Genomic DNA, 23,967 nt, shown 5'->3' on the forward strand with positions numbered 1-23,967 from the left:
TCAAAATAATGTCTTTTTTTCTTCTTACTCGACTTCGATCTCTTGGCCTTCCCCTGAAATGATCGTCAACGCATCATTTTCATAAGCCAATTGGTATTCCAGCTTGTATTTTTTTATTTCAACTTCTCCTTCGACCGTTTCTTCGGTCATTATAACCGTGGTCACTTTAACCCCTTCACCTTGGGGATCGGCTACAAGATTATCGATAGAGACGGATAATGTGTTGGAGTAGCCGGCACGGAATTCTTCGTAGCTCGTACCGCTCTGCCAGTTGTTCCCAAGCAGCGCGTACGCCGTTACAAAATCCCCCTGATTGATACTATCGTAAAAATACTGAATTAAATATGTGGCCTGATCAGCATCTGATTTCGATTCGATCGTTTCTCCGGAATCGGTTATTTCAGGAAAATCAGGAAGCTCATTCATCGGTGACTTGGACCACTCCTTCACCATCGGAAGAACATCCTGAATAGGAATACTAAAACCGATCGATTCTTCACCGAGTTTTGCCGAATTAATTCCCAGCACTTCTCCTGTCTTTGCATTAATCAGCGGACCCCCGCTATTCCCTGGAGAAATCGGGGCTGAGATCTGATAGACCCCCTCATATGAAAAAGGATCGAGTTCAAAATTACGGTTAAGTCCGCTGATTTCTCCCCTAGTTACCGTATTCTGCAATCCAAGCGGGCTTCCTAAGGCAAGCACTTCTGTTAATAAAGGCACATCCTCTTTTTCATGAATCGGGAGCGGTTCTCGTTCTTTTAAATCCGGCACTCTTACAACCGCGATGTCTGTGGTTCGGCTGACACCGATCACTTTACCTTCCATTTCTTTTGAATCAGTAGTTACAATTTTTACATCTTCCGCATTCGCCACTACATGGGCGTTGGTTATAACGTCGCCCTTTTCATTGTACAAAAATCCTGAACCAATCGTACCATTATCCAATTCGATTTGAACGACAAGTTTTTGGGATTCATAAATGATATCCTGCGTACTCTTTGTAATCAGCTCTCCCTCTTCTTTTGGAAGAGACTGTTGCAGCACCGCACTTGCTTCCAGTTGGCCGGGGATACTCTGATTGACATAAACGATTACGCCTAAGCCTGCTAATATGATACAAACTGTTAAAATCAGGCTTGTCTTCCACTCTCGGCTCATCATGCCCCTCCTACTCTACATACCATTGCACATTTGTTACTTTCACAGATACACTTTCTTCTTCAATTTCATAATGCATCTTTTCAAACTTTCCGGTATCTCCCGGGTTTAAGTACATCGGATAGACTTGCGCTGTTTCCGTAGCCAGCACTTTATCGTCTTTACCAATTAAATCATAGGTTATTTCGATTGAACTTACGATCTTCGTCGCTTCACTTTTCACTTCGCCGAAAACTTTTAAATCGCCGAATTCATCTTTTTTGGCTTCAACTTTATCAACTTTAACAGCTTCTTCCTGGTTTTTCAGCGCTTCTTCTGCTGCCTGTTCCATCGCACGTTCAATTCTGTCCCGTTTTTCCTGCTCAAATGCCTGTTTTTCCTGACGTATTCTTTCTTTGAGCTGGGCCAGTTTGTCATGGTTAACTGCATACTGCAGCCCTTGGTCGACTGTCGCAATCGCTTCATTAAACTGCTTTTCTTTCATGGCTTCTTCTGCTTTTTTCGTGCAGATGGAAACAATTTTGTCCATAATCTTCTCTCTCGCCCGCGTGGCTTCTTCAAGGTCTAAGCCGGACAGTGTATTCAGCTTCTCCGCCAGGTCCTCAACACTGGTCATTTCTTTTACTTCATTATTAATCTTGCTGACGGTAATTCGAGAGTCCATCGTATTGAACTTCGGTGTTAAGGTGACCATTAAACGGTTTTCGTCTTTGCGCATTTGGCTGCTGACTGAAGTAAGTTCCTTTTGCGCTTTTTCCAGCTCATTATTCTCAACCGCATCGCTGACTCCGTCTAATCTCTTATCTAAATTCATAACCTTATGTAAGCTATCTAAATTTTGCTGAATGGCATTATAATTCGGCCGCTTTTTCTTAGCCTCTTCCAGTTGCTCTTCGGCCTGCTTATACTTCCCTTCGAGTGCTAATTCTTCTGCTCTCTCTTTTTGGTCATCTACATGCTCATTGACCGCTTTTGTATGGTTGTAATTATATAAGACGATTCCAATCATTATTGCTAATACGGCAATAGGCAGAACCATCGGCCAGTAATTTTTTTCAGGCTTATTTTCATGGTTTAAGGTTTCTTCTTGAACCTGTATGGATTCAGTCTCCAGCGGTTCACCACAGTTGGAGCAGTAGCGGGAATCCGGCTGGTTTTCACGGCCACATTCCGTACAAATAACCATGCGCCCCTCCTCCTTTGTAACAAATCATAAAAACTTCGATTCATACATTATATCACGATTATAATGCGAGCTGAGACTCAAATTTATCTTTTTATGTCTCTCTATAATAAACGCACGGCCAGAGAGGAAATGGACAGCATACAATAAATCATATCTTTGAAAGGAGACAATAATTATGAAAGGAAGAGAAAGAAAACCGAGGCAGGCACCCACCCAGAAGAGAAAGGGCTGCGGATGCGGGAAGAGAAGAAAAGAAAAATAAACATAAAAAAAGAGCAGGCTCAGTATTAACCGAGCTGCTCTTTTTTTATGTCGTAAGCACCCTTTTCTTTGTCTTTTGAAAAGTGATCTACTATAGATGTAATGGCACCGTCACCTGTAACGTTAGTAGCTGTACCAAAACTGTCCTGGGCAAGATAAAGGGCGATCATAAGCGATACCATCACTGAACTGAAACCAAGCATAGATTCCAGAAGCCCAACGGCTGCCATAACCGCTCCACCGGGCACTCCAGGGGCTGACACCATGGTGATACCCAGCATAAGAATAAACGGAAGCAGTTCCATAAAGCCTAAGGACTGTCCCTGCATGAACATAACTGCCATAGCACAGGCCGTAATTGTAATTGTACTACCTGCCAGGTGAACATTTGCAAGCAATGGCACGGAGAAATCAGCGACACGTTCTTTAACGCCAATCTGCTTCGTGTGTTTCAACGTTACAGGAATCGTTGCTGCTGAAGACTGCGTACCTAAAGCCGTAAAGTAAGCAGGCATTAGATTTTTCAATAATCGTAATGGGTTTGCGCGATGAAGACCGCCGGCAATTCCATAAACACTGATCAGGTAAACCCAGTGAAGAATAAGAATCATTACAAACACTTTCGAGAAAACGCTCAAAATGGTACCAACCTGTCCTCCATGCGCCATATTCGCAAACACACCAAAAATATGGAAAGGAAGTAAAGGAATAATGATTTTCTCAATTACCTTATGAATAATTGCACGAAATTCATTCATCGCGTTATAGAGTGTATCACCTTTTATCGCACTCATTCCTACACCTAATATGAAGGAAAGGATAAGTGCAGCCATAACTCCCATTACCGGCTCCATTTCAATGGTAAAAGAGGCTTCTACTAAAGACTCTTCGGGATTCGCCATTTCATCAGCCGTCTGGCTGCCGAGCATTACAGGAAATAAATTTTTTGAAACAAAAAATGCGGCGATTCCTGCTAAAATGGTAGAAACATAAGCAAGACCGGCTGTAACACCTAACATCTTTCCTGCTCCGCGCCCCATGGAAGCAATTCCAGGAGCAATAAAACCTAAAATAATAAATGGAATGACGAAGATTAAGAAGTTATTAAATATTCCTGTGAAAGTAGCAAACACTTCTATTGCTCCCTCAGGAACAATTAACCCAATAAGTATACCAAGAGTAATTGCGAGGATAATTCTTACTAATAACGGTATTTTTCTCACGGCTGTTCTCTCCTTCATGAAGTTTAACAAGGTAAAGCAAAAAAACTCTTTTTCCACTTTAACGCAACAATTGTCCTTTGTGAAGAGATTTACTTCATGTAATCCCTTTAATATTAAATCTTTTTAGAACAGCTGGATGGGATGGAAATAATCACTAAAAACACATTCTATTTGTTACATAACCGTAACACTAATGTAGTTCTTTTGTATTTGTTTATCATTGAATTTGTTGTTATACTCCTGAAAGTGTATAAGAAAGGGGTATAAAGACATATGAGAAAAGCGATGTTTTTACCGGTCCTATTATCCATCTATGCCTTTGGAATTATATATTTTGATTATAATCCTTATTCAGCTGATGCTGATGAAATAGAAAATAACAGTGAGAAAAGCGTAAAAGTTGTGGCTCTTTCTGAAAAGTCTGCGAACCTCGAAATATTCGATAATCCCGAGGAAGAGCAGGTAAAAAAAACAGTCACAGTAGAAGCGACGGCCTATACGGCTTACTGTGAGGGATGCAGCGGTACGACGTATACAGGAATAGACTTACGATCCAACCCGGACCAGAAAGTCATTGCGGTTGATCCCGATGTAATTCCTCTAGGATCTAAAGTCAGGGTTCCCGGCTATGGAGAGGCGATTGCCGGAGATATCGGAGGAGCTATCCAGGGAAATAGAATCGACGTATATATGGAAGAAAATAAAGATGCCCTCGAATTTGGACGCAAGCAAATGGTAGTCGAAATTCTTGAATCATAAGAAAAAGCCTTCTTATATATAGAAGGCTTTTTCTAAAATATTTCGTTGGATTTGTTACAACACTTTATTTTGAGAATTGAGTAAACTGTACCCGGTTTTCTAAATAGTAGCTTTCCACGCTTGATGTGTGAAGTGCTACTGAATCTTCCAGGAACCACCAGTCCCCACGCTCTAATTGTTTTTCAATGAATTCCAGTGTTTCTCTTTCATTAAGTTCCTCACTCAGTTCAAGCTGGTGGGATACTTCCCTTTTACTGTCCAGTAAAAATACGACATTCCATTCTTTTTTCGATTCTGCCAACTTTCTCACCTTCCTTTTATGTATTCTATTTTGATCATACCCTGTTTTTTAATTCATTAACCTTAGACTTTATAAAAGTTCTCAAGTTCAATGAGTTTACAAAGATAAGCGAATGTTTTACTATTGTTAAAGCAAAGTAAGCATATCGGAATTAGGAGGGTAAGAATGGAACAAACTTCTAAGGTCAACAACTGGGATCAACGTTCAACTACGGTTGTCGACACGTTGGAACCTGTCCAAAAACCGTTCGTTTGGTTAGGAATATTAGTATCAATTGTTCTTTTTTTTGCAATAGTTATTACAACTACATGGACACAAGGAATTTTATTTATAATAGGCATTGCGCTTGGGGTTACCCTGCTGCACGCTAAATTCGGATTCACTTCCGCTTTCCGCCGCTTAGCTTCGGTTGGAAACGTGCAGGGACTGCAGGCCCATATGGTCATGCTGGCAGCTGCTTCTGTTCTTTTTGCGATTATTTTATCAACTGGTTTCAGCTTTACGGGAACTGCCCCGCAGGGTTATGTTTCCCCAGTAGGAGTCAGTGTTTTAGTCGGCGCCTTCTTATTTGGTATCGGAATGCAGCTCGGTGCCGGATGTGCATCAGGGACCCTTTACGCTGTAGGGGGCGGTAAGTCTTCCATGGTGATTACGCTGCTTGCGTTTATCGTCGGATCAGTACTTGGGGCTTACCATATTGGATTCTGGCAGAAAACGCCGGCTCTTCCGCCGATTTCATTAGCTGAATCCACCGGCCTTGGTTACTTTGGAGGATTAATTCTGCAGTTGTTCTTATTTGCAGGGATTTATGCGATTACTGTTAAAATCGCCCGTAAGAAAAATCCTCCCCGCATGAAGCCATTAAAAACAACAACAGGTGTAAAAAGAATCTGGCGCGGGGCATGGCCGCTGCTAGCAGCTGCTGTAATTCTTGCCGTTCTTAACGCGATTACTCTGTCCGTACGCGGCAATCCGTGGGGCATCACTTCAGCATTCGCCCTATGGGGTTCACAAATCCTGCAGATGTTCGGCGTAGACGTTGCAAGCTGGCAGTTCTGGCAGGATAATCCTGCCCCGTTAAACCAATCGGTTCTTGCCGATTCTACCAGCGTAATGAACTTCGGAATTATTCTAGGGGCCTTCATCGCAGCAGCATTCCAGGGAAATTTCAAACCTGGCAAAATTAAACCGGGTGTTGCCGCGGCTTCCGTAATCGGCGGACTAATGATGGGGTATGGGGCGCGACTTGCTTTTGGATGTAATATCGGTGCTTATTTTGGAGGCATTGCTTCCTTCAGTCTTCATGGATGGGTCTGGGGAATTATGGCTCTGGCCGGCACATTCCTGGCCTTGTTCATCCGCCCAATGTTTGGTTTATCCAATCCCAATCCAAAAGACTCCGTTTGTTAAATCAAGACTATGTTAGTTTTTGAAAAGTAGCTCACTTTCTTTTCTGTACAATATAAACAATATCGTTTAACAGAGTCAAAATTAAAAGCATCAGGTGTTTTTCACCTGATGCTTTTCTTTTCTCTCGCTGCCCGATATTCATTTCCCCTGCCTCTATCCAACGAAAAAAGCAGCCATAAGGGCTGCTTTTTAAGTCAATAGTTTAGCGGTTACTTTTCTTGATCTCGGCCCATCAAATTCACAGAAATAGATACCCTGCCACGTTCCTAAGACGAGGCTTCCATCAGAGATAATGATCGTCTGGGCATGGCCGACAGTGCTCGTTTTCATATGGGCGGCTGTATTTCCTTCCATATGGCGGTCTTTCGGATCTTCCCATGGATATACCTCGCGGAAACGGCGCAGCATATCCGTTTTTACATCAGGGTCAGCATTTTCATTAATCGTAATGCCGGCGGTCGTATGAGCGGATGACACGATAACGGCACCATCCGTGATCCCTTCATCGTGTACCCATCCGGCAATTTGATCGGTAATATCAATCATCTGATCATGATGGTCGGTTCGAATCGAGAATGTTTTGATCATACAGTCACCCCTTTAGATTAAATTTGAGTGGATGCATACTTTTTCAGTTCTTCATAAGTATCAATTTCATCCTGATGGGTTACAGAGTCTATCCATTTCCACTGCTTCTCAGCAAGGTCTACTTCAATAGAAGCAGTATAGACATTTGTTGCATTCCCTCTTAGCTGGATGGAATAACGTCTTTCTTCTTTATTCACCACGCAGTTTACGAGACCGCCTTTATTGATGACTACGATTGGCTTTCCAATATCATTGCTTCCAAGTATAGTGGAAACGAGTGTGGAAGCGGACATCGCCGTGCCGCATGCATTGGTTAAGCCAACCCCGCGCTCATACGTCTGAACAAAAATCTTATTATGCTCAAGAATTTTTACAAAGCTGACGTTAACCCCTCTAGGAAATACAGAAGGCAGGTCGTTTGCCTTTCCACCGGTCTCTTTAAGCTTTTGTTCACTGATCTCGTCAACAAGGCTGACGATGTGAGGATTCGGTACGCTTAACGCTGTAAAAGTAAGATCGTCTGCCAGATCAGGGAAAACCTCATCAAGTGCTTCTGTTTTCTCAAAATTCATAGGCAGAGACTGAGCTTCGAAGCTGACCGGCTCAATGGCTACTGCAAAAGTATCGATTCCTCCATAAATCTGTTCCACTTGTTCAACAGCAAGGACCGCTTTCTGTGTTTCAATCTGCACATGCTTGCGGCCTTCTTTTTCAATGATATGACGCGCGACACAGCGCAGGCCATTTCCGCACATTTCAGCTTCGGTTCCATCTGAGTTAAACATGCGCATTTGAGCTTCAGCGACATCGCTCTTTAAAACAAATAGAATTCCGTCTGAACCGACGCCTGTTTCCCTGTCGCACAGAAGCATGGACAGGTCACGCCGTTCATCTTCGGAAAAAGTAAAGTTATGAGCGATTTCGTCAATTAATATAAAATCATTTCCTGAACCATGACACTTTATAAACTCTATCATCATACATACTCCCTCTACCTCTTTACTTTTGACTCTTATATTCTATCACACGGAGCGGCGCTTCATCAGCCATAGAAAGTAAGGAGCACCGATTAACGCTACGAGAATTCCTGATGGGATTTCATTTGGTGCCAACAGCGTCCGGCTGAACAGGTCGGCGATAACCAGTAAAAATCCTCCTACTAACATCGTAACAGGCAGAAGCTTCTGATTCGCACTGCCTACAAGCAATCTTGAAAAGTGAGGAGCAATTAAGCCAATAAAACCGATCGATCCGACCGCTGCCACACTGCAGGCTGCAAGCAAAGTCGCCAGCAGCGCCATTTGAAAGCGGGCTGATACGACGTTTAAGCCCAGCCCTTTCGCGGCATCATCCCCTAAGGAGAGGACATCTAAATTTTTAATATGAACAGCTAACAATGGAATAAATAAAATGACCGGCCAAAGCAGGAACTGAAGGATTTCCTTCCATCCTTTAGCATATGTGGTCCCGGACAGCCAAGTTAAAGCGGAAGCTACACCCAATTCAGCCTGGACAACCATGATCTGAATAAAAGCAGATCCAAAGGCTGAAATCCCGATGCCTAAGAGAGCTAATGTGGTGGGGTTAAATTCCGCTTTAGCCCCTAAGACCATAATGAAAACGAAAAATAACAACGCACCAGCCATCGCTCCGAGAGGAATCCAGATCGCAGATGCACTAAAGAAGTACATTGTCGCAAGCGCCCCTACTCCAGCTCCTGATGTGATTCCGATAACCGAAGGATCGGCCAGCGGGTTTCTTAAAACTCCCTGGAAGATCAGTCCGCTCACCGCTAATACGGCGCCGCTCAGCAAGGCAACAAGCGAACGCGGCAGACGTAGTTCGAAAATGAAATTTCTCATAAATTCATTCGTCTGACCGGTCATTGCTTCGATCGTCAGGATCGGCTCAAAACCATAGTTCCCTGAAGACATGCTGACGAAAACCGTAGCAAGAATAACTAGAAAAAGCACAGGAATCAGCTTGCGAAGTGGTACATTCATTGCAGAGCGACCAGCCATAACCGAACCTGTTTCTTTCGAATTCCCTTGCTGCTTCATACGCAGAACGAGATAAATCAGCCACGGGGATCCGACAAGAGCGGTAATGGCACCTACCGGAAGCTCCGAAAAGGACGGATCCACAACACGTGCCAGCACGTCAGCAAGCAGGAGCACATTCGCTCCCCACAGGAACGAACCGATTAAAAGAGGAATATGGGAGCGATACCCAAGCAGTTTAATTAAATGCGGGGCAACAAGACCGACAAATCCGATCGGCCCGACCACGCTTACGGTAACTGATGTTAATAGAACGGCTGCGACGATCGTAATCAGCTTCACCGTCCGCACGTTCTGGCCAAGAGCCGTCGCCACGTCATCTCCAAGAGTTAACGTATCAAGCTTACGCGCGTAAAACAGAAGAAGAAGGAAACAAACGATGATAAAGGGCAGGGAGAATCGAACACCGTCCCAGTTGTTTTGAATAAGCGTTCCTGATCCCCATAAAAATAGTCCTTGTGTTTCATTCTCATAAAAAATCTGCAAGACCGACGTTAAGGAAGAAAACAGAAACGTTACGATCATCCCGGCAAGCACCATACGCACAGGTGTCGCGTCACTTGCCCCTGAAAGAATATACACAAAACCGAATGTGAGAAGACCGCCGACAAACGCCGTGAAGATTCCGTTGGCAAATGTGGCAAACGGTAAAAAGATCGTCGCTGCGACTACAGCAAAGTATGTACCCGAATGAATTCCAAGCGTACTTGCTGAAGACAGTGGGTTTTTAGTAACGGTTTGAAGAACAACACCTGAGACCGCAAGAGCGCAGCCTGCAAGTATTCCAATTACGGCCCGAGGCAGTCTCATCACTCTTATGGTATGATGCTCGATCAAATCGGCCGGCGAAAAAATGGCGGCCACGACTGTACTAAGCGGTATATCCACATTTCCCTGGTTAATATGTATAAAGGTTAATAAACACAATAAGGCGCTCCCACCACCGAAGGTGAGAGCCCCTATTAGAATTTTTTTATAAAAAGGTTTCATTTTTATTCACTTCTCTTCTTTCTGTTTGGCTATGTAAAACGGTAATGAATAGTATTTCGCATTAACATAGCTTTCTATTTAAAGAAGTATTTATTCCTCTTTTTCTACGGCAGAGTTAACGACTTGTTCAGCAAGTACTTCGGCTGAAAGCGGTCCGCCAAACGTCCAAGTAGATCCCGGCATCTTGTACATGCGGTCTTCCTGTACGAAATTCAGTTCTTCCCATACAGGGTTTCCAGCCAGCTGAGTTTCAAAGATATTGTCAGAATCCTGTACGATGTAGAAAAAGTTCGTATCCTGATAGTTTTGAAGTGTTTCAACTGTTGTTTCTGTATAACCGTAAATCTCAAGCTTATCTGATTCATAATCGTTACTCATTCCGAGTTCGTTCATAATATTAGCAACCATTGAGTTGTCAGTGAACAACCTTAAGGTCGGCGTGTTCTGAGCAGTAAATGCCTGGGTTATAACGTAATTCATGCCTTCTTTTCCGGCTTCCTCTAAACGCGCACGCTGCTCTTCAAATGTCTGCTCCATATTATTAATAGCCTGTTCAGCTTCTTTTTCTTTATCTACGATTTTTGCAAGTGTATTGAATTCCTTAAGCATGCTGTCGAATTGGTTTTGAGCACTCTCTTCAGAGTAAGGAGCAAACATTACAGTCGGAGCGATTTCTTCCAGATCTTCTTGAATCGCTTCGTGACGGAAGTTAACACCAACAATTAAATCTGGATCTAAGCGGGCAATCGCTTCTAGGTTAGGCTCCTGACGAGTCCCTACATCCTCAACCGATTCGCTGAATGGCTTTCCGACATCCACCCAGTCGCCATAAGAATCAAGATCGGCAACTCCTACCGGTTCCATGCCTAGCGCCTGAATCTCCTCAGCATAAGACCATTCTAAAACAACGACTCTTTTTGGTGTTCCTTCAATGGTCTTTTCCCCATTCGCATCTTCAATAGTTACGGAACGATTCTCTTCCCCGCCTCCGCTTTCTTCTTCACTTGACTCTTCTTCTCCTCCGCCTCCGCAGGCAGCCAATACAGTTAGTGAGATGAAAAGTAATAAAATCCATAATTTCTTCATACCCATACTTCCTTTCTTATCCTTTTCGCCCTTTTATGTAGAACGTTTATTATTATTCAAATGATAAAGATTCTCATTATCATAATACATAGCATACAAAAGTATTGAGCTGCTGTCAATGATAATATTTCTCAATTATCACAATTTTAGCAGAAAAAAAGAGGGTCATCAGAAGCAGGAAAGCTTCCTTCGACCCTCTATCCTCATCTCTTGCTTAAACGGTTGTGATCATTCTTTTTGTTAAAGCTAGCTGTTGAACGTGTGGTAATCGGGTTAAATCCATATTTCCACCACTTACAACAACACCGCATTTCTTCCCGGCTAAAGCTGGCTTTTTAGCTAAAACTGCTGCCAGAGCCGTAGCGCCCGCTCCTTCTACAAGCGTCTTTTCTCGTTCAAGCAGATGAAGGATGGAATTAGCGATCTGCTGTTCCTCCACGGTTACAATCTCGTCAACGAATTTGCGAATATAATGGAAGGTTTTCGTTCCATGCTGTTTCACCGCAATTCCATCAGCGATTGTAGCCACAGATGTCAGCTTCTTCGGACCGCACTTATAAAATGAATTATAAGTGGATGGTGCTTTTTCAGATTGAACACCAACGATCCTGATATCAGGCTTTAACTGCTTGGCCGCATAAGCCATTCCGGCAATCAGCCCTCCGCCGCCGATTGGCACAACGATCGTATCAAGGTCCGGCTGCTCCTGCAGCATCTCAATCGCTACAGTTGCCTGTCCGGCCATTACATCCACATCATCAAATGGATGCACGAACGTTGCTCCACAGCGTTCCTGTTCCTTCATAGCCGCCATATAAGCTTCCTGAAAAGATTCACCTGTCAGTACGGTTTTGGCTCCATAAGCTTCGGTAGCCTGGACTTTAGCCTGGGGAGTCCCCTCCGGCATAAAGATTTGAGCAGGTATGCCGCGCTTGGCAGCCGCTAAGGCGACACCTTGTGCGTGGTTCCCTGCAGAAGCAGCAATGACGCCGCAATGAGCTTCTTCCTCAGTCAGCTGGGAAACTTTGAAGGAAGCTCCTCTTACTTTAAAGGCACCTGTTTTTTGCTGGTTCTCCATCTTCAAGTAAACTTGCTGTCCTGCAAACTGATTAAATGTTTCAGAGGTTTTAAACGGTGTCTGATGTACCACATCGTTTAATTGTTCTTTGGCTTCAAAGACTTTAGCTAGCGTTAAGAAATCCCCAACGTCTTCACTCCTTGTTTTTGTTTTATTTGGCTTTTTCTGTTTCATATTGATCTATGGCTTCAGCATCATTCAACGTCACAGATATCTCATCCCAGCCATTTAGTAACATATCTCTATGATAAGGTTGAATATCAAATGCTGATATTAAACCATGATCACTGGTTACCTTCTGCTCAACGAGGTCGACACTCAGTGTTACCTGTTCCTTCGACGCCAGGTTCAGCAGTTCATTTACTTCATTCTTGGGCAATACGATTGGAAGTATTCCATTTTTAAAGCAATTGTTATAAAAAATATCAGCAAAGCTCGGTGCGATCACGACTCTAAAACCGTAATCCTGAATTGCCCACGGTGCATGCTCCCGGGACGATCCGCAGCCGAAGTTTTCACCGGCTACAATAATTGTAGCTTCTTTATACATCGGATCATTTAATGAAAAATCTTCTTTTGGTGAACCATCATCATTAAATCTCCAGTTGTAAAATAGAAACTGTCCAAATCCCTGCCGCTCGATTCTTTTTAAAAACTGCTTTGGGATAATCTGGTCTGTGTCTACATTCGAACGGTCGAGCGGGTAAATGATGCCTTTGTGCTCTTTAATTGGTTCCATTGATTACCCTCCTACCGTCGCGCCGTATTTTCTTACATCTACAAACGATCCTTCTAAAGCAGCAGCCGCTGCCATCTCCGGACTTACAAGGTGAGTTCTGGCCCCGTTTCCCTGTCGTCCTTCAAAGTTTCTATTCGATGTGGAAGCACATCGCTCACCCGGGGGAACAATATCATCGTTCATCGCCAGGCACATGCTGCATCCGGCTTCTCTCCATTCAAAACCGGCCGTAATGAAAATCGTGTCCAGGCCTTCTGCTTCAGCCTGTTCTTTCACTGAGTAAGACCCAGGTACAACCATTGCTCTTACTCCTTCATGAACTTTGCCGCCCTGTACGATTTTCGCTGCCTTGCGAAGGTCACTGATTCTTGAATTCGTACAGGAACCGATAAATACATGTTCCACTGGAATGGATTCAATTTGTTGATTAGCTTCAAGACCCATATAGTCAAGAGCACGCTGAATGCTGTCTTGCTCCTGAGGGTCGTCACTCTCAGCAGGGTCTGGCGTAGAAGCCCCGACTGGCACACACTGGGATGGGTTTGTTCCCCATGTGACCTGCGGCTCAACTTCCGCTGCATTAATCTCAACGGTTTCGTCATATTGAGCTCCCTCGTCTGTTGCAAGTGCGAGCCATTCATAAGCTGCTTCTTCAAAAGCTTCCCCTTGAGGGACGTAACGCTTGCCGCGCAAATATTCCACTGTTGTTTCATCCGGGCTGATCAATCCGGCACGGGCTCCCGCTTCAATTGACATGTTGCATACAGTCATGCGCTCATCCATTGACAAGTTGCGAATGGCTTCACCTGTATACTCAATCACATACCCTGTACCGAAACGGACGCCGAACTTCGCTATAATGGCCAAGATTAAATCTTTGGCTGTTACTCCTGTACCCAATGTTCCATCAACTTTAACTTGCAATGTTTTCGGAGGAGCCTGCCAGAGAGACTGAGTGGCAAGCACATGCTCCACTTCACTCGTACCTATTCCAAAAGCCAGCGCACCAAATGCTCCGTGTGTGGACGTGTGACTGTCGCCGCAGACAATAGTTTTGCCCGGCTGGGTCAGCCCAAGCTGCGGGCCGATGACGTGAACGATTCCTTGATCAGGATGATCGATATCCGCCAGGCGGATGCCAAACTCCTCACAGTTCTCTTTTAGGGTATCCATCTGCTTTTTCGCTATTTGATCTTTAATGATATGGCGATGCATCGTCGGCACGTTGTGATCAACCGTAGCAAACGTTCGATCCGGACGGCGGACTTTTCGATTCTTCATCCGCAGTCCTTCAAACGCCTGAGGAGATGTCACTTCGTGCACAAGATGCAAATCGATATAAATTAAGGCAGGTTTATTCTCTTCTTGTTTGATAACGTGTTGATCCCACAATTTCTCAATAATCGTTTTCGGCCGCCCCATTGGAATAACTCCTTTCTATCTATTATACATAACAGCTCATTATATTTTCTGTCGTGACTTTTTCTGAAATCTGTTCTGAAACTCTTTTCGCTAATTGACTGCCGCTTACGACTGTGCCGCCTTTTACCTGTAAGTCTGCCGTATGGTACTTTTCATTCAATACAGACTGAACGGCTGACTCAATTTCATCGGCTTCCTCTGTCATTCCAAAGGAGTAACGCAGCATCATGGCAGCAGATAAAATCGTTGCTAATGGATTGGCTTTATCCTGACCGGCGATGTCAGGTGCTGAACCGTGTACCGGTTCATATAAACCAAGTCCATCCTGGCGTACGCTGGCAGAAGGAAGCATTCCTAAGGAACCTGTCAGAACAGATGCTTCATCACTTAAAATATCGCCAAACATGTTTTCCGTAACGATTACATCAAAGTATCCAGGGTTTGTTACAAGCTTCATAGCCGCTGCATCGACAAGCATATGCTCCACTTCAACATCAGGATAATTGTTCTTCTTCTCTTCGACAACTTCGCGCCACATTCGGCTTGATTCAAGGACGTTTGCTTTATCGACGGAAGTAAGGCGTTTGCTGCGGACTTGAGCACTTTCAAAAGCTTTTTCTACAATTCGCTCGATTTCTTTTCTTGTATAGAAAAGCGTATCGACAACTTCCTGCCCGTCATTCCTGCGTTCACGCGGTTCGCCGAAATAAAGGCCTCCGGTAAGCTCGCGGACGATCAGCAAATCACTTCCCGCTACGACTTCATGCTTAAGCGGTGAGGAGTGAAGCAGCGAGTCAAACCCTTTAACCGGTCTAAGATTCGCGAACAGCCCAAGCTGTTTACGAATCCCAAGCAGTCCTTTTTCCGGACGCTGCTCGCCGGGAAGATTATCCCACTTTGGTCCTCCTACCGCACCAAGCAAAATGCCGTCGGATTTACGGCAGGCTTCAACGGTTTCTTCCGGAAGAGGAGTTCCCTGCTTATCAATGGCAGCCCCGCCGATGTTGTGTGTTTCAAAAGTAAACGTATGACCAAATCGTTCAGCAACTGTTTCAAGAACACCTTTAGCTCCTTTGGTCACTTCAGGACCAATGCCATCTCCAGGCAGTATAACGATATGCTTTTCCATATCTTTCTCCCCCTCTTTATAGTTGTACTTCTTTTTTTAATTCACTCGGCTGTGACATATAAAGCGTTCGGTTTACGGCATTTAAGAAAGCATGAGCCGAAGCTTCGAGGACGTCCTGGGCAGATCCGCGGCCTGATGTTGTGCGGCCGTTAACGGTCAACTGAACATAAACTTCAGCGAGCGCGTCTCTTCCTTTACCAATTGAATTGAGCTGATAATCCTGCAAGTGGACTTCCTCTTCAAGAAGTTCATCAAGTGTGTTGTAGATCGCCTCAACGCTTCCTTCACCTGTACCCGCTTTTTCAACTTCTTCACCGTCTGGACGAGTTAATAGAATCGTAGCTGTTGGACGGTTAATGCTGCCATATTGAACTTGGAAAGCCTTAAGCTCATATTTAGGAACATCTTCGTTCTCTGTCTGCTTATCAGTCAGAATCGCGAACAGATCATCATCCGTGACTTCCTTCTTCTTGCCTGTTAAGTTCTTAAAGGTCTGGAAGGCTTCCTTCAGCTTTGCTTCTGACAGTTCAAAACCAAATGATTCTGCTTTTTGCTTAAAGGCATGCCGGCCGGAGTGCTTCCCTAATACGAGATTATTAGATTCAATTCCTACCATATTTGGTGTAATGATTTCATAAGTGGTTGCTTCTTTGAGCACGCCATCCTGGTGAATACCAGATTCGTGAGCAAAAGCGTTACGGCCGACAACCGCTTTGTTGCCCGGCACCTGCATCCCTGTCAGCTTGCTGACTAGATCGCTCGTGCGCTTAATTTCTTTTAGAACCAACCCTGTCTGATTATGGTAGCGGTCTTTACGAATCTCAAGAGCAACCGAAACTTCTTCTAGGGCCGCATTTCCGGCACGTTCGCCGATACCGTTAATCGTCCCTTCGATTTGGCCGGCTCCCGCTTCGATCGCTGATAGAGAGTTGCTGACGGCCATTCCAAGATCATCATGGCAGTGAGCAGAAAGGACAACTCCATCAATGTTTGGAACATTTTCTCTTACATATTTAAAAAGTTTTGCGTATTCATCCGGAGTGGTATAACCTACTGTATCCGGCAGGTTAATGACGTCAGCTCCAGCATCAATCACTTTTTCAATAATGTGGACAAGAAAGTCGTAATCAGATCTCGTCGCATCTTCTGCCGACCATTGGACAACCGGAAATCTTTCCTTAGCATACGCCACAGATTCTACCGCGATCTGGACGACTTCCTCCGGTGTTTTCTTAAGCTTGTGAGTCATGTGAATCGGTGAAGTAGCCAAGAATACGTGCAGCCTTGGGTGAGCGCCACCTTTAAGAGCGTCCCAGGCAGCATCGATATCACTTTTGAAAGATCTGGCCAGCCCTGTCACTGAACAGTTCCTTACTGTTTCAGCGATCGCCTTTACTGCTTCAAAATCTTCCTGGGAGGAAGCAGGAAACCCTGCTTCCATAATGTCCACTCCCAGGCGTTCAAGCTGCTTGGCAATCTCAATCTTTTCAAGACGATTCAAGTTTACGCCGGCTGACTGTTCTCCGTCTCTAAGGGTTGTGTCAAAAACATTAACGCGAGCCATGTGAGACCACATCCTTTTCTTTTGATTGAGATTTCTTAACGAAAGGCATTAACTCACGTAACTCTCTACCCACCTTCTCGATTTGATGATTGTTTTCAAGTGCGTTCGTAGCGTTGAATTCTGGACGATTCACCTGGTTTTCCATGATCCATCCTTTAGCGAATTTACCTGTTTGAATGTCAGAAAGAACATCTTTCATGCGGGCTTTCGTTTCTTCGTTAATGACACGCGGTCCGGATACGAAGTCGCCCCACTGAGCTGTATCAGAGATAGAGTAGCGCATGCCTTCTAATCCGCCTTCGTACATAAGATCAACGATTAGTTTTAATTCGTGCAGACATTCGAAGTAAGCAACTTCCGGCTGATAGCCAGCTTCTGTCAATGTTTCAAAACCTGCTTTAACGAGGCTTGTTAACCCTCCGCAAAGGACTGCCTGCTCACCGAATAGATCCGTTTCCGTTTCTTCCTGGAAGGAAGTTTCAAGTACGCCTGCACGTCCTCCGCCGATTCCTTTCGCGTAAGCAAGAGCGATTTCTCGTGCTTCTCCTGTTACGTCCTGTTCAACACCGAATAGTGCCGGAACGCCTGCTCCTTCTTCGAACGTACGGCGGACAAGGTGTCCTGGTCCTTTTGGTGCTACAAGGAAAACATCTACATCGCTTGGAGGGACAACCTGGTTAAAGTGAACGTTAAACCCGTGCGCGAATGCAAGAGCAGCACCCGCTTTTAGATTTGGTTTGATTTCAGCTTCATAGACTTTCGGCTGATACTCATCTGGAAGCAGCACCATTACAACATCTGCTTCAGCCACTGCGTCTGCTACACTTTTAACGTCCTGGCCGTCTTCTTCCGCTTTATCCCATGACTTTCCTTTTCGAAGTCCAACGACTACGTCAAATCCGCTTTCTTTTAAGTTCTGTGCGTGGGCGTGGCCTTGAGAACCGTAACCTACCACTGCAACCTTTTTATTTTGTAGTACCTCTTCTTTGATATCGTTGTGATAATAAACTTTAGCCATTTTACATCTTCCTTTCGAAATTTGATTTATTTGAGTAATGAGTATGATTTAATTTCTGCTACCTGTGGCTGATGGCCTCTCGTAAAGGCCGTTAATCCTGTTCGGGCCAGCTCTTTAATTCCATAAGGCCGAAGCAGATCGATCAGTGCATCCACCTTGTCAGAATTACCTGTAACCTGAACCGTCATGCTTTCACGGCTGACATCGATGACTGTTGCTCTGAACGGTTCAATGATCCCCTGGATTTCTGTTCGAATCTGCGGGTTGCTGATGACCTTCACCATCGCCAGCTCTCTTGCCACGATGGCTTTATCGGTAATGTCAGATACCTTCAGTACGTCGATCTGCTTGTTGAGCTGTTTGGTAAGCTGTTCAAGCTTCCGCTCATCTTCTACTTCTACAACAAACGTCATTTTGGAAACTCCTTCTGTTTCCGTACGGCCGACTGAAATACTTTCAATGTTGAACTGCCGCTTGGCAAGAAGTCCGGTTACCCGGTTTAAAACTCCGCTACGGTTATGAACCGTTGCTGTGACAATGCGTTTCATCGTGTCACCCCAATCATTTCGTGTAGTCCTTTACCTGGAGCAATCATTGGATATACATTTTCCATTGGTGCTACCCGGCAATCGATGACAGCTGGATGAGAATTATTTAACACATCCGGGAGAATTCTTTCGATATCCTCTTTCGTTTCGAGTTTGTAGCCTTGAATATTGTAGCTTTCGGCTAATTTCACAAAATCCGGCTGAGACTGGGCAAGTGAATGAGAATAACGCCCCTCATAAAATTTCTCCTGCCATTGTCTAACCATTCCTAACGCCTGGTTGTTGACGATGATTACTTTTACAGGAATGTCTCTTTCCTGAAGTAAGGAAAGCTCCTGCATCGTCATTTGGAAGCCGCCGTCTCCTACGATGGAAACTACGCTTGCTTCCGGATCGGCCAGCTGAGCACCAATCGCTGCAGGGAACCCAAATCCCATTGTTCCTAAACCGCCGGATGTTACCCATTTGTTCGGCTGGTGGAAGCTGTAATACTGAGCGGCCCACATCTGATGCTGTCCGACATCTGTCGTTACGATTGATTTACCGCTTGTATAAGCGTGGACTTTTTTCATGAGCCACTGTGGGGAGATCTGATCTTCTTGATCGTCATGCCACAGCGGATATTCCACTTTATTTTGGTTTGTTTTTTCCAGCCATTCCTGATGGTCTAAAGCACTGATGCTTCGATTGTTTAACGCCTCTAAGGCTGCTTTGGCATCTGATACGATCGGAATAGCTGTCGGTACGTTCTTTCCAATTTCAGCAGGATCGATATCAACATGGGCGATTTTCGCGTTTGGCGCAAAATGCTTTAAGTTGCCTGTTAGACGGTCATCAAACCGGGCTCCGATATTGATGAGAAGGTCACATTCATACAGCGCCATATTGGCTGCATAAGTCCCGTGCATGCCTCCCATTCCAAGAGACAGCTCATCACTTCCGGGGAAACTTCCCAGTCCGAGCAAAGTTGTTACAACCGGAACTTGATAATTTTTAGCGAACTGCCGCATGTCTTCTGAACCTTTAGAATGAATGACGCCTGCTCCGGATAATATGACCGGTTTTTTTGCCTGCAGCAAGGCTTCATGCAATTTATTGATCTGTAAGGGATTAGGTTTAATCGTCGGCTGGTAGCCAGGGAGATGGAAATCGGATTCCACTTCCGCTTCATGAACAGTCGACGAAATATCTTTTGGAATATCTACAACTACAGGTCCGGGACGCCCGGTTGTTGCAATGTGAAAAGCTTCCTTGACTACACGAGGCAGCTCTTCAATTTGCTGTACCTGGTAATTGTGTTTCGTAATTGGTGTTGTGATCCCCATAACGTCTGATTCCTGAAAAGCGTCTGTTCCGATGACTCCTTTGGCGACTTGCCCTGTAAAAATAACGACAGGCAGCGAATCCATCATGGCATCAGCGATACCTGTAATTAAGTTTGTTGCACCCGGCCCAGAGGTTCCGATTACGACGCCCGGCTTGCCAGACACTCTTGCATATCCTTCTGCCGCGTGAATCGCTCCTTGCTCATGCCGTGGAAGGACATGATCAAATGATTCACCGGCACGGTAGATCGCGTCGTAAATCGGCAGGACTGCTCCTCCTGGATAACCAAATAAAGTATCAACACCCTGCTCTACCAAAGAATCCACTAACAGATCAGCACCCGTACGCGGCGTCGTCTTAACCTTCTGAGTTGCTTCAGCCTTCATTGTTTTAATCCCTCCTAAATTACATATAAAAAGACCTTCTCACCCTCATGCTTCCTACAAACTAGACACTTGTAGAAAGTACGAGGGGCGAAAAGGTCTTTGGTTATTTTCCACGGTACCACCCTCATTTACGTACAGCTTTCGTACGCCTCAGGGAGCCTCATTGATTCAAGCTCCATTTTGATAACAGGTGCTTTGATTAAAACACCTGATCCCACTTACTTGGTGATGCCGTTCAGTTGGGACACTCAAGGATGATGTCGGAAATAAGAAGCAATTCCGGGCTTCCAGCAACCCCGGCTCTCTGTAAATGCTTGAACTTATTCCTTTATTCCTGTCTTCGAGTTAACGTATTTAGTTTTCATAATTAGCTGACTTGCGCTTTTCCCTTAGATGGATACACTTGATAACCATCTGTTGTCGTTACTTTTCTGAATTCAGAAAGCAGGTGATTCGTTACTGCTCCCGGCTTCCCTTCTCCTACCTGACGCTGGTCAACTTCTACAACAGCAATGACTTCAGCTGCTGTTCCTGTTAAAAATACTTCATCTGCGACATAGACATCATGTCTTGTAAACGGCTCCTGCTTGACGTCATAACCGTGTTCCTGAGCCAAATCGATAATAGCGTTTCGGGTAATTCCTTCTAAAGCTCCTAAATAAACAGGAGGTGTATAAATCGTTCCATTTTTCACGATAAAAATGTTGTCTGCTGATCCTTCAGTTACATAGCCTTGATCATTTAACATAAGAGCTTCATCTACGCCTGCCTGGTTTGCTTCCAGTTTCACTAAGATATTATTTAAATAGTTTAATGATTTGACTTGCGGAGGCAGAACATCCGGCCGGTTTCTGCGGCTTGATACAGATGCTAAGCGTACTCCGCGTTCATATAACTCTTTAGGAAATAAAGCAAGTGCTTCAGCAATGACAACCACACGCGGACTTGAACAGCTGGCAGGATCTAACCCGAGATTTCCAGTACCTCGTGAAACAACGACACGAATATAAGCCGTTTCCAGCTGGTTTTTGCGGACTGTTTCAGCAATAATCTGCTCCAATTCCTCCTTTTCATATGGAATATGAAGCATGATTGACTTGGCTGAGTCATAGAGGCGTTTTAAGTGTTCATCGAGCTTAAAGATGTTGCCTTCATAAACGCGAATGCCTTCAAACACCCCGTCACCATATAAGAAACCATGGTCATAGACGCTGACGACAGCCTCATTTTTATCCACGAATTCTCCGCTTAAATAAATCCACTGGTTGCTCATTTAAAGCACTCCTTTCTCTTTAAATTTTGGTTTTCGATAAAATATTAAGGTTTGGGTGACCTTGTGCAGGCATGCACTCCTGCACATTGGTCAAAAAGGTCTATCTTCCACATGAATCAACTTTCGCAGCCATTAGTTTGGAGAAGCGTTTTAGTTGATTGAGGACTACTTTAACGCCATTTTCAGAAAAGGTCAACAGGTTTTTCGTAAATTTTCTGACTAATTTGATTATTAAGTTAATTTGGTAAGCGTTTTCATTCATGAGGCTATTGGGATCAGACGTGTTTTCTAATTTTTGTTTTTTTCTTTTTTATCTGAAAACTGAACGGGAAATGTTCTCAAAAACGCAATAAATCGCCTCTTTAGAGCCGATTTTCATCACACTGTCGAATGGGCTTATTATGTATTTTTTTGTACAAAAACCCTGTTGAAAATTCAACAGGGTTTGACTTAATCTCTATTTTAATTTTTAGCTATGTTGATATTCTATTAAAAACCTTCTCTTATCGAGACTTTTCTTTTTGCGAACACTACTTTTGCTAGAAGAAAGGGAAAGGTATTCCCGCCCACGGGGTCTGCCTAAAAACTAAAGCTTAGGAGTAAAGCTCAATTTTTTACTTGAGAACATATTTAGCGAGCATTCTCTGCACTTCCTCAATCGGACTGTCTTTCTTAAAGAGCTTCTGGATCGGTGCCGATTGCCCGGACAGCCAAATTTTCAATTCAGATTCAAGGTCAAAGCTGCCGGCAGTTTCCGTGCTGAAGTGAGTAATACTATTATAAGGAATCGAGTGGTATTCTACTTTCTTCCCAGTCATCCCTTGCTTATCTACTAAAATAAGTCGTTTGTTTGTAAAAATAAAAGAGTCTCTTAACACTTTATATCCGCTTTCTACCTTTTCCTCTTCAATAAGAACTCCTTCAAGTTCTTTGCCAAGTTTCTCTTCATCTACTTTACTGGCGTTACCCATTAGTCCATCGAGCAGTCCCATCGCTGTTCCTCCTTTTATACTCATTTACACTTTTTTCTGATATGAATCGGAGAACTGCTGTCTTTCATGCTCTCCTCTTTTTATATTAATATAAGACTTTTCATATTGAGACCAGCTAACAGCATCCCTGTTGAACAGATCTTTATCTTTTTACCCACCGTATTCTTTACCCAAACGTTGGCCATCTGCTTTTTATTTTTCATTTTACTATTAATCGGGGGAATGCGTCCGCTTTCCAGAACAGTTCCGCATCCCCCCCTTCTTACTTTCATAACTTTAGCCTGCTTCCGGCAGTTATATCAATATAAATAGGCTAGATCCCTCGATAAGGAAAATTCGTTATGCCTTTTACTGTAGTTTTTATTTTAAATACACCGCCTGCATAGGGATATTGGCTCAATTGTTCTTCATTCATGTCTTTTCTCGCTGTTGTAACATACAATTCATCTATGTTCTTACCGCCAAACGTACAGGAAGTCACATTCACAGCAGGCACCGAGATGAAATTAAGCTGCTCCCCTGTCTCTGGGTTCCAGCGCGAGACTCCACCGCCTGAATAATGGGCAATCCAAAGCATACCTTCAGTATCGATCGTCATGCCATCTGGAAAACCAACATCGTCCGGGAATGTAATCACAGGTATCGGGCTTGAAATTTCACCTGTTTTTAAGCAGTAATCATATTTCACAACTTTACCTGTTGGTGTATCAATAAAATACATGATCTTATGATCAGGTGACCAGGTGATCCCATTTGAGATCCCAACATTGTCTATTTTTTTTCTGAGCTCGCCATTTACGTCAAGGCAGTACAAAGCGCCGGAAGTTTTGTTTTCTTCCGCATCCATTGTTCCAGCCCAAAATCGTCCATAGGGATCACATTTCCCGTCATTAAAACGATTTCCCGGCAGGTTTGATTCCGGGTCTTCGATCAGATGTAATGATTTTGAGTTCCAGTTCAGCTCATATAAGCCCGTCATTAAGGCGACAATCAGTCCGCCATTTTGCTTTAAAGCAGCCGCCCCCACATAGCTTTCAAGGGTAATTTCTTCCCGCTCTTTTGTTACTGTATCAAGACGATGGATTTTCTTTTCTAATATATCTACCCAGTAGAAATGCTGGTTCTCAGGGTCCCAGCACGGTCCTTCACCAAGAGTTGATTGACTGTTTACGACTAGTTCGGCATTCATAATATAAAAACTCCTTTTTATCTATCTCGTTAACTACCTTCTATTTTTTCAGGAGGAAACCCTTTTTAATAAAAAAATTTTAAATATTGCAATTAAACCCTTGTAATATGTTCCGCAATCCTGTAAATTAGGTTGCAAGCAATTTTATCCAAATTAATTAAATAATTCTCTTATCAAGAGAGGCAGAGGGACTGGCCCGACGAAGCCTCAGCAACCACTGATTCGATTCAGTACGGTGCTAACTCCAGCAAGTTGTTGAACAACTTGGAAGATAAGAA

At 44.0% G+C, this 23,967-nt stretch carries 21 protein-coding genes, 1 pseudogene and 1 riboswitch; of the genes and pseudogenes, 2 read left to right on the forward strand and 20 right to left on the reverse strand.

What is annotated here, in order from left to right:
- Window positions 1–24: 24 nt before the first annotated feature.
- The 3 genes from HUS26_RS08200 to HUS26_RS08210 all read right to left on the reverse strand — a co-directional run bounded on the left by HUS26_RS08200 (window position 25) and on the right by HUS26_RS08210 (window position 3,831).
- The gene (locus tag HUS26_RS08200; RefSeq protein WP_173916692.1) at window positions 25–1,161 is read right to left on the reverse strand and encodes a S1C family serine protease; all 1,137 of its coding nucleotides are present in this window, start codon (window positions 1,159–1,161) and stop codon (window positions 25–27) included.
- A 10-nt stretch (window positions 1,162–1,171) separates the two neighbouring features.
- A complete protein-coding gene (locus HUS26_RS08205; protein WP_173916693.1) occupies window positions 1,172–2,347 on the reverse strand; it encodes a zinc ribbon domain-containing protein in 1,176 nt (391 codons plus the stop codon).
- Between the two features lie 287 nt (window positions 2,348–2,634).
- The gene (locus tag HUS26_RS08210) at window positions 2,635–3,831 is read right to left on the reverse strand and encodes a dicarboxylate/amino acid:cation symporter (protein ID WP_173916694.1); all 1,197 of its coding nucleotides are present in this window, start codon (window positions 3,829–3,831) and stop codon (window positions 2,635–2,637) included.
- Between the two features lie 468 nt (window positions 3,832–4,299).
- Here HUS26_RS08210 and HUS26_RS19995 point away from each other — a divergent pair.
- Window positions 4,300–4,590: pseudogene (locus tag HUS26_RS19995) on the forward strand (3D domain-containing protein); the annotation flags it as partial.
- Between the two features lie 64 nt (window positions 4,591–4,654).
- On the opposite strand, the gene HUS26_RS08220 reads toward HUS26_RS19995, so the two are convergent.
- Window positions 4,655–4,891, reverse strand: coding sequence for a hypothetical protein (locus HUS26_RS08220; RefSeq protein WP_173916696.1), 237 nt, complete (start codon window positions 4,889–4,891; stop codon window positions 4,655–4,657).
- Between the two features lie 165 nt (window positions 4,892–5,056).
- Between HUS26_RS08220 and HUS26_RS08225 the strand changes: the two genes are divergently transcribed.
- A complete protein-coding gene (locus HUS26_RS08225; RefSeq protein WP_173916697.1) occupies window positions 5,057–6,301 on the forward strand; it encodes a YeeE/YedE family protein in 1,245 nt (414 codons plus the stop codon).
- Between the two features lie 189 nt (window positions 6,302–6,490).
- Here the strand turns inward: HUS26_RS08225 and HUS26_RS08230 are convergent, their stop codons facing one another.
- From HUS26_RS08230 to HUS26_RS08305, 16 genes are all read right to left on the reverse strand, one after another.
- Window positions 6,491–6,889, reverse strand: coding sequence for a secondary thiamine-phosphate synthase enzyme YjbQ (locus HUS26_RS08230; protein ID WP_173916698.1), 399 nt, complete (start codon window positions 6,887–6,889; stop codon window positions 6,491–6,493).
- A 17-nt stretch (window positions 6,890–6,906) separates the two neighbouring features.
- On the reverse strand, window positions 6,907–7,866 hold the full coding sequence (dapF, locus tag HUS26_RS08235) for a diaminopimelate epimerase (RefSeq protein WP_254434154.1): 960 nt from the start codon (window positions 7,864–7,866) through the stop codon (window positions 6,907–6,909).
- A 45-nt stretch (window positions 7,867–7,911) separates the two neighbouring features.
- Entirely contained in the window at window positions 7,912–9,939 is a 2,028-nt protein-coding gene (locus tag HUS26_RS08240; protein ID WP_173916700.1) for an iron ABC transporter permease, read from the reverse strand.
- Window positions 9,940–10,029: 90 nt separating this feature from the next.
- Window positions 10,030–11,025, reverse strand: coding sequence for an ABC transporter substrate-binding protein (locus HUS26_RS08245; protein WP_173916701.1), 996 nt, complete (start codon window positions 11,023–11,025; stop codon window positions 10,030–10,032).
- A 214-nt stretch (window positions 11,026–11,239) separates the two neighbouring features.
- A complete protein-coding gene (gene ilvA, locus HUS26_RS08250) occupies window positions 11,240–12,283 on the reverse strand; it encodes a threonine ammonia-lyase (protein ID WP_371809620.1) in 1,044 nt (347 codons plus the stop codon).
- On the reverse strand, window positions 12,255–12,842 hold the full coding sequence (gene leuD, locus HUS26_RS08255) for a 3-isopropylmalate dehydratase small subunit (protein ID WP_173916703.1): 588 nt from the start codon (window positions 12,840–12,842) through the stop codon (window positions 12,255–12,257). The genes ilvA and leuD overlap by 29 nt, the downstream gene beginning before the upstream one ends.
- A 3-nt stretch (window positions 12,843–12,845) precedes the next feature.
- On the reverse strand, window positions 12,846–14,264 hold the full coding sequence (gene leuC, locus HUS26_RS08260) for a 3-isopropylmalate dehydratase large subunit (RefSeq protein ID WP_173916704.1): 1,419 nt from the start codon (window positions 14,262–14,264) through the stop codon (window positions 12,846–12,848).
- A gap of 22 nt (window positions 14,265–14,286) precedes the next feature.
- Complete coding sequence (leuB, locus tag HUS26_RS08265) at window positions 14,287–15,393, reverse strand: 3-isopropylmalate dehydrogenase (RefSeq protein ID WP_173916705.1); 1,107 nt, start codon at window positions 15,391–15,393, stop codon at window positions 14,287–14,289.
- Between the two features lie 16 nt (window positions 15,394–15,409).
- Window positions 15,410–16,957, reverse strand: coding sequence for a 2-isopropylmalate synthase (locus HUS26_RS08270; protein ID WP_173916706.1), 1,548 nt, complete (start codon window positions 16,955–16,957; stop codon window positions 15,410–15,412).
- Window positions 16,944–17,975 (reverse strand): ketol-acid reductoisomerase, encoded by a 1,032-nt coding sequence (gene ilvC, locus HUS26_RS08275; protein WP_173916707.1) that lies wholly within the window; start codon window positions 17,973–17,975, stop codon window positions 16,944–16,946. Before ilvC ends, HUS26_RS08270 begins: the two co-directional genes overlap by 14 nt.
- A gap of 26 nt (window positions 17,976–18,001) precedes the next feature.
- On the reverse strand, window positions 18,002–18,523 hold the full coding sequence (gene ilvN, locus HUS26_RS08280; protein WP_173916708.1) for an acetolactate synthase small subunit: 522 nt from the start codon (window positions 18,521–18,523) through the stop codon (window positions 18,002–18,004).
- Window positions 18,520–20,235 (reverse strand): biosynthetic-type acetolactate synthase large subunit, encoded by a 1,716-nt coding sequence (ilvB, locus tag HUS26_RS08285; protein WP_173916709.1) that lies wholly within the window; start codon window positions 20,233–20,235, stop codon window positions 18,520–18,522. Before ilvB ends, ilvN begins: the two co-directional genes overlap by 4 nt.
- A 367-nt stretch (window positions 20,236–20,602) precedes the next feature.
- Entirely contained in the window at window positions 20,603–21,508 is a 906-nt protein-coding gene (gene ilvE / locus HUS26_RS08290) for a branched-chain-amino-acid transaminase (RefSeq protein WP_173916710.1), read from the reverse strand.
- Window positions 21,509–22,122: 614 nt separating this feature from the next.
- Complete coding sequence (locus tag HUS26_RS08295; protein ID WP_173916711.1) at window positions 22,123–22,500, reverse strand: PH domain-containing protein; 378 nt, start codon at window positions 22,498–22,500, stop codon at window positions 22,123–22,125.
- An 80-nt stretch (window positions 22,501–22,580) separates the two neighbouring features.
- Window positions 22,581–22,772: a hypothetical protein gene (locus tag HUS26_RS08300; protein WP_173916712.1), complete on the reverse strand. Its 192-nt coding sequence runs from the start codon at window positions 22,770–22,772 to the stop codon at window positions 22,581–22,583.
- Between the two features lie 41 nt (window positions 22,773–22,813).
- Window positions 22,814–23,689, reverse strand: coding sequence for an SMP-30/gluconolactonase/LRE family protein (locus tag HUS26_RS08305; RefSeq protein WP_173916713.1), 876 nt, complete (start codon window positions 23,687–23,689; stop codon window positions 22,814–22,816).
- A gap of 167 nt (window positions 23,690–23,856) precedes the next feature.
- Window positions 23,857–23,967, forward strand: a riboswitch (SAM riboswitch).

This window comes from Halobacillus sp. Marseille-Q1614, from assembly GCF_902809865.1.
Taxonomy (GTDB): domain Bacteria; phylum Bacillota; class Bacilli; order Bacillales; family Halobacillaceae; genus Halobacillus_A.

What these genes read in the sequence shown, in the direction of transcription:
- HUS26_RS08200 (WP_173916692.1), bottom strand. Translation starts at nt 1,161, where the DNA reads ATGAGCCGAGAGTGGAAGACAAGCCTGATTTTAACAGTTTGTATCATA.
- HUS26_RS08205 (WP_173916693.1), bottom strand. Translation starts at nt 2,347, where the DNA reads ATGGTTATTTGTACGGAATGTGGCCGTGAAAACCAGCCGGATTCCCGC.
- HUS26_RS08225 (WP_173916697.1), top strand. Translation starts at nt 5,057, where the DNA reads ATGGAACAAACTTCTAAGGTCAACAACTGGGATCAACGTTCAACTACG.
- HUS26_RS08230 (WP_173916698.1), bottom strand. Translation starts at nt 6,889, where the DNA reads ATGATCAAAACATTCTCGATTCGAACCGACCATCATGATCAGATGATT.
- dapF (WP_254434154.1), bottom strand. Translation starts at nt 7,866, where the DNA reads ATGATAGAGTTTATAAAGTGTCATGGTTCAGGAAATGATTTTATATTA.
- HUS26_RS08240 (WP_173916700.1), bottom strand. Translation starts at nt 9,939, where the DNA reads ATGAAACCTTTTTATAAAAAAATTCTAATAGGGGCTCTCACCTTCGGT.
- HUS26_RS08245 (WP_173916701.1), bottom strand. Translation starts at nt 11,025, where the DNA reads ATGAAGAAATTATGGATTTTATTACTTTTCATCTCACTAACTGTATTG.
- leuD (WP_173916703.1), bottom strand. Translation starts at nt 12,842, where the DNA reads ATGGAACCAATTAAAGAGCACAAAGGCATCATTTACCCGCTCGACCGT.
- leuC (WP_173916704.1), bottom strand. Translation starts at nt 14,264, where the DNA reads ATGGGGCGGCCGAAAACGATTATTGAGAAATTGTGGGATCAACACGTT.
- leuB (WP_173916705.1), bottom strand. Translation starts at nt 15,393, where the DNA reads ATGGAAAAGCATATCGTTATACTGCCTGGAGATGGCATTGGTCCTGAA.
- HUS26_RS08270 (WP_173916706.1), bottom strand. Translation starts at nt 16,957, where the DNA reads ATGGCTCGCGTTAATGTTTTTGACACAACCCTTAGAGACGGAGAACAG.
- ilvC (WP_173916707.1), bottom strand. Translation starts at nt 17,975, where the DNA reads ATGGCTAAAGTTTATTATCACAACGATATCAAAGAAGAGGTACTACAA.
- ilvN (WP_173916708.1), bottom strand. Translation starts at nt 18,523, where the DNA reads ATGAAACGCATTGTCACAGCAACGGTTCATAACCGTAGCGGAGTTTTA.
- ilvB (WP_173916709.1), bottom strand. Translation starts at nt 20,235, where the DNA reads ATGAAGGCTGAAGCAACTCAGAAGGTTAAGACGACGCCGCGTACGGGT.
- ilvE (WP_173916710.1), bottom strand. Translation starts at nt 21,508, where the DNA reads ATGAGCAACCAGTGGATTTATTTAAGCGGAGAATTCGTGGATAAAAAT.
- HUS26_RS08295 (WP_173916711.1), bottom strand. Translation starts at nt 22,500, where the DNA reads ATGGGACTGCTCGATGGACTAATGGGTAACGCCAGTAAAGTAGATGAA.
- HUS26_RS08300 (WP_173916712.1), bottom strand. Translation starts at nt 22,772, where the DNA reads ATGAAAGTAAGAAGGGGGGGATGCGGAACTGTTCTGGAAAGCGGACGC.
- HUS26_RS08305 (WP_173916713.1), bottom strand. Translation starts at nt 23,689, where the DNA reads ATGAATGCCGAACTAGTCGTAAACAGTCAATCAACTCTTGGTGAAGGA.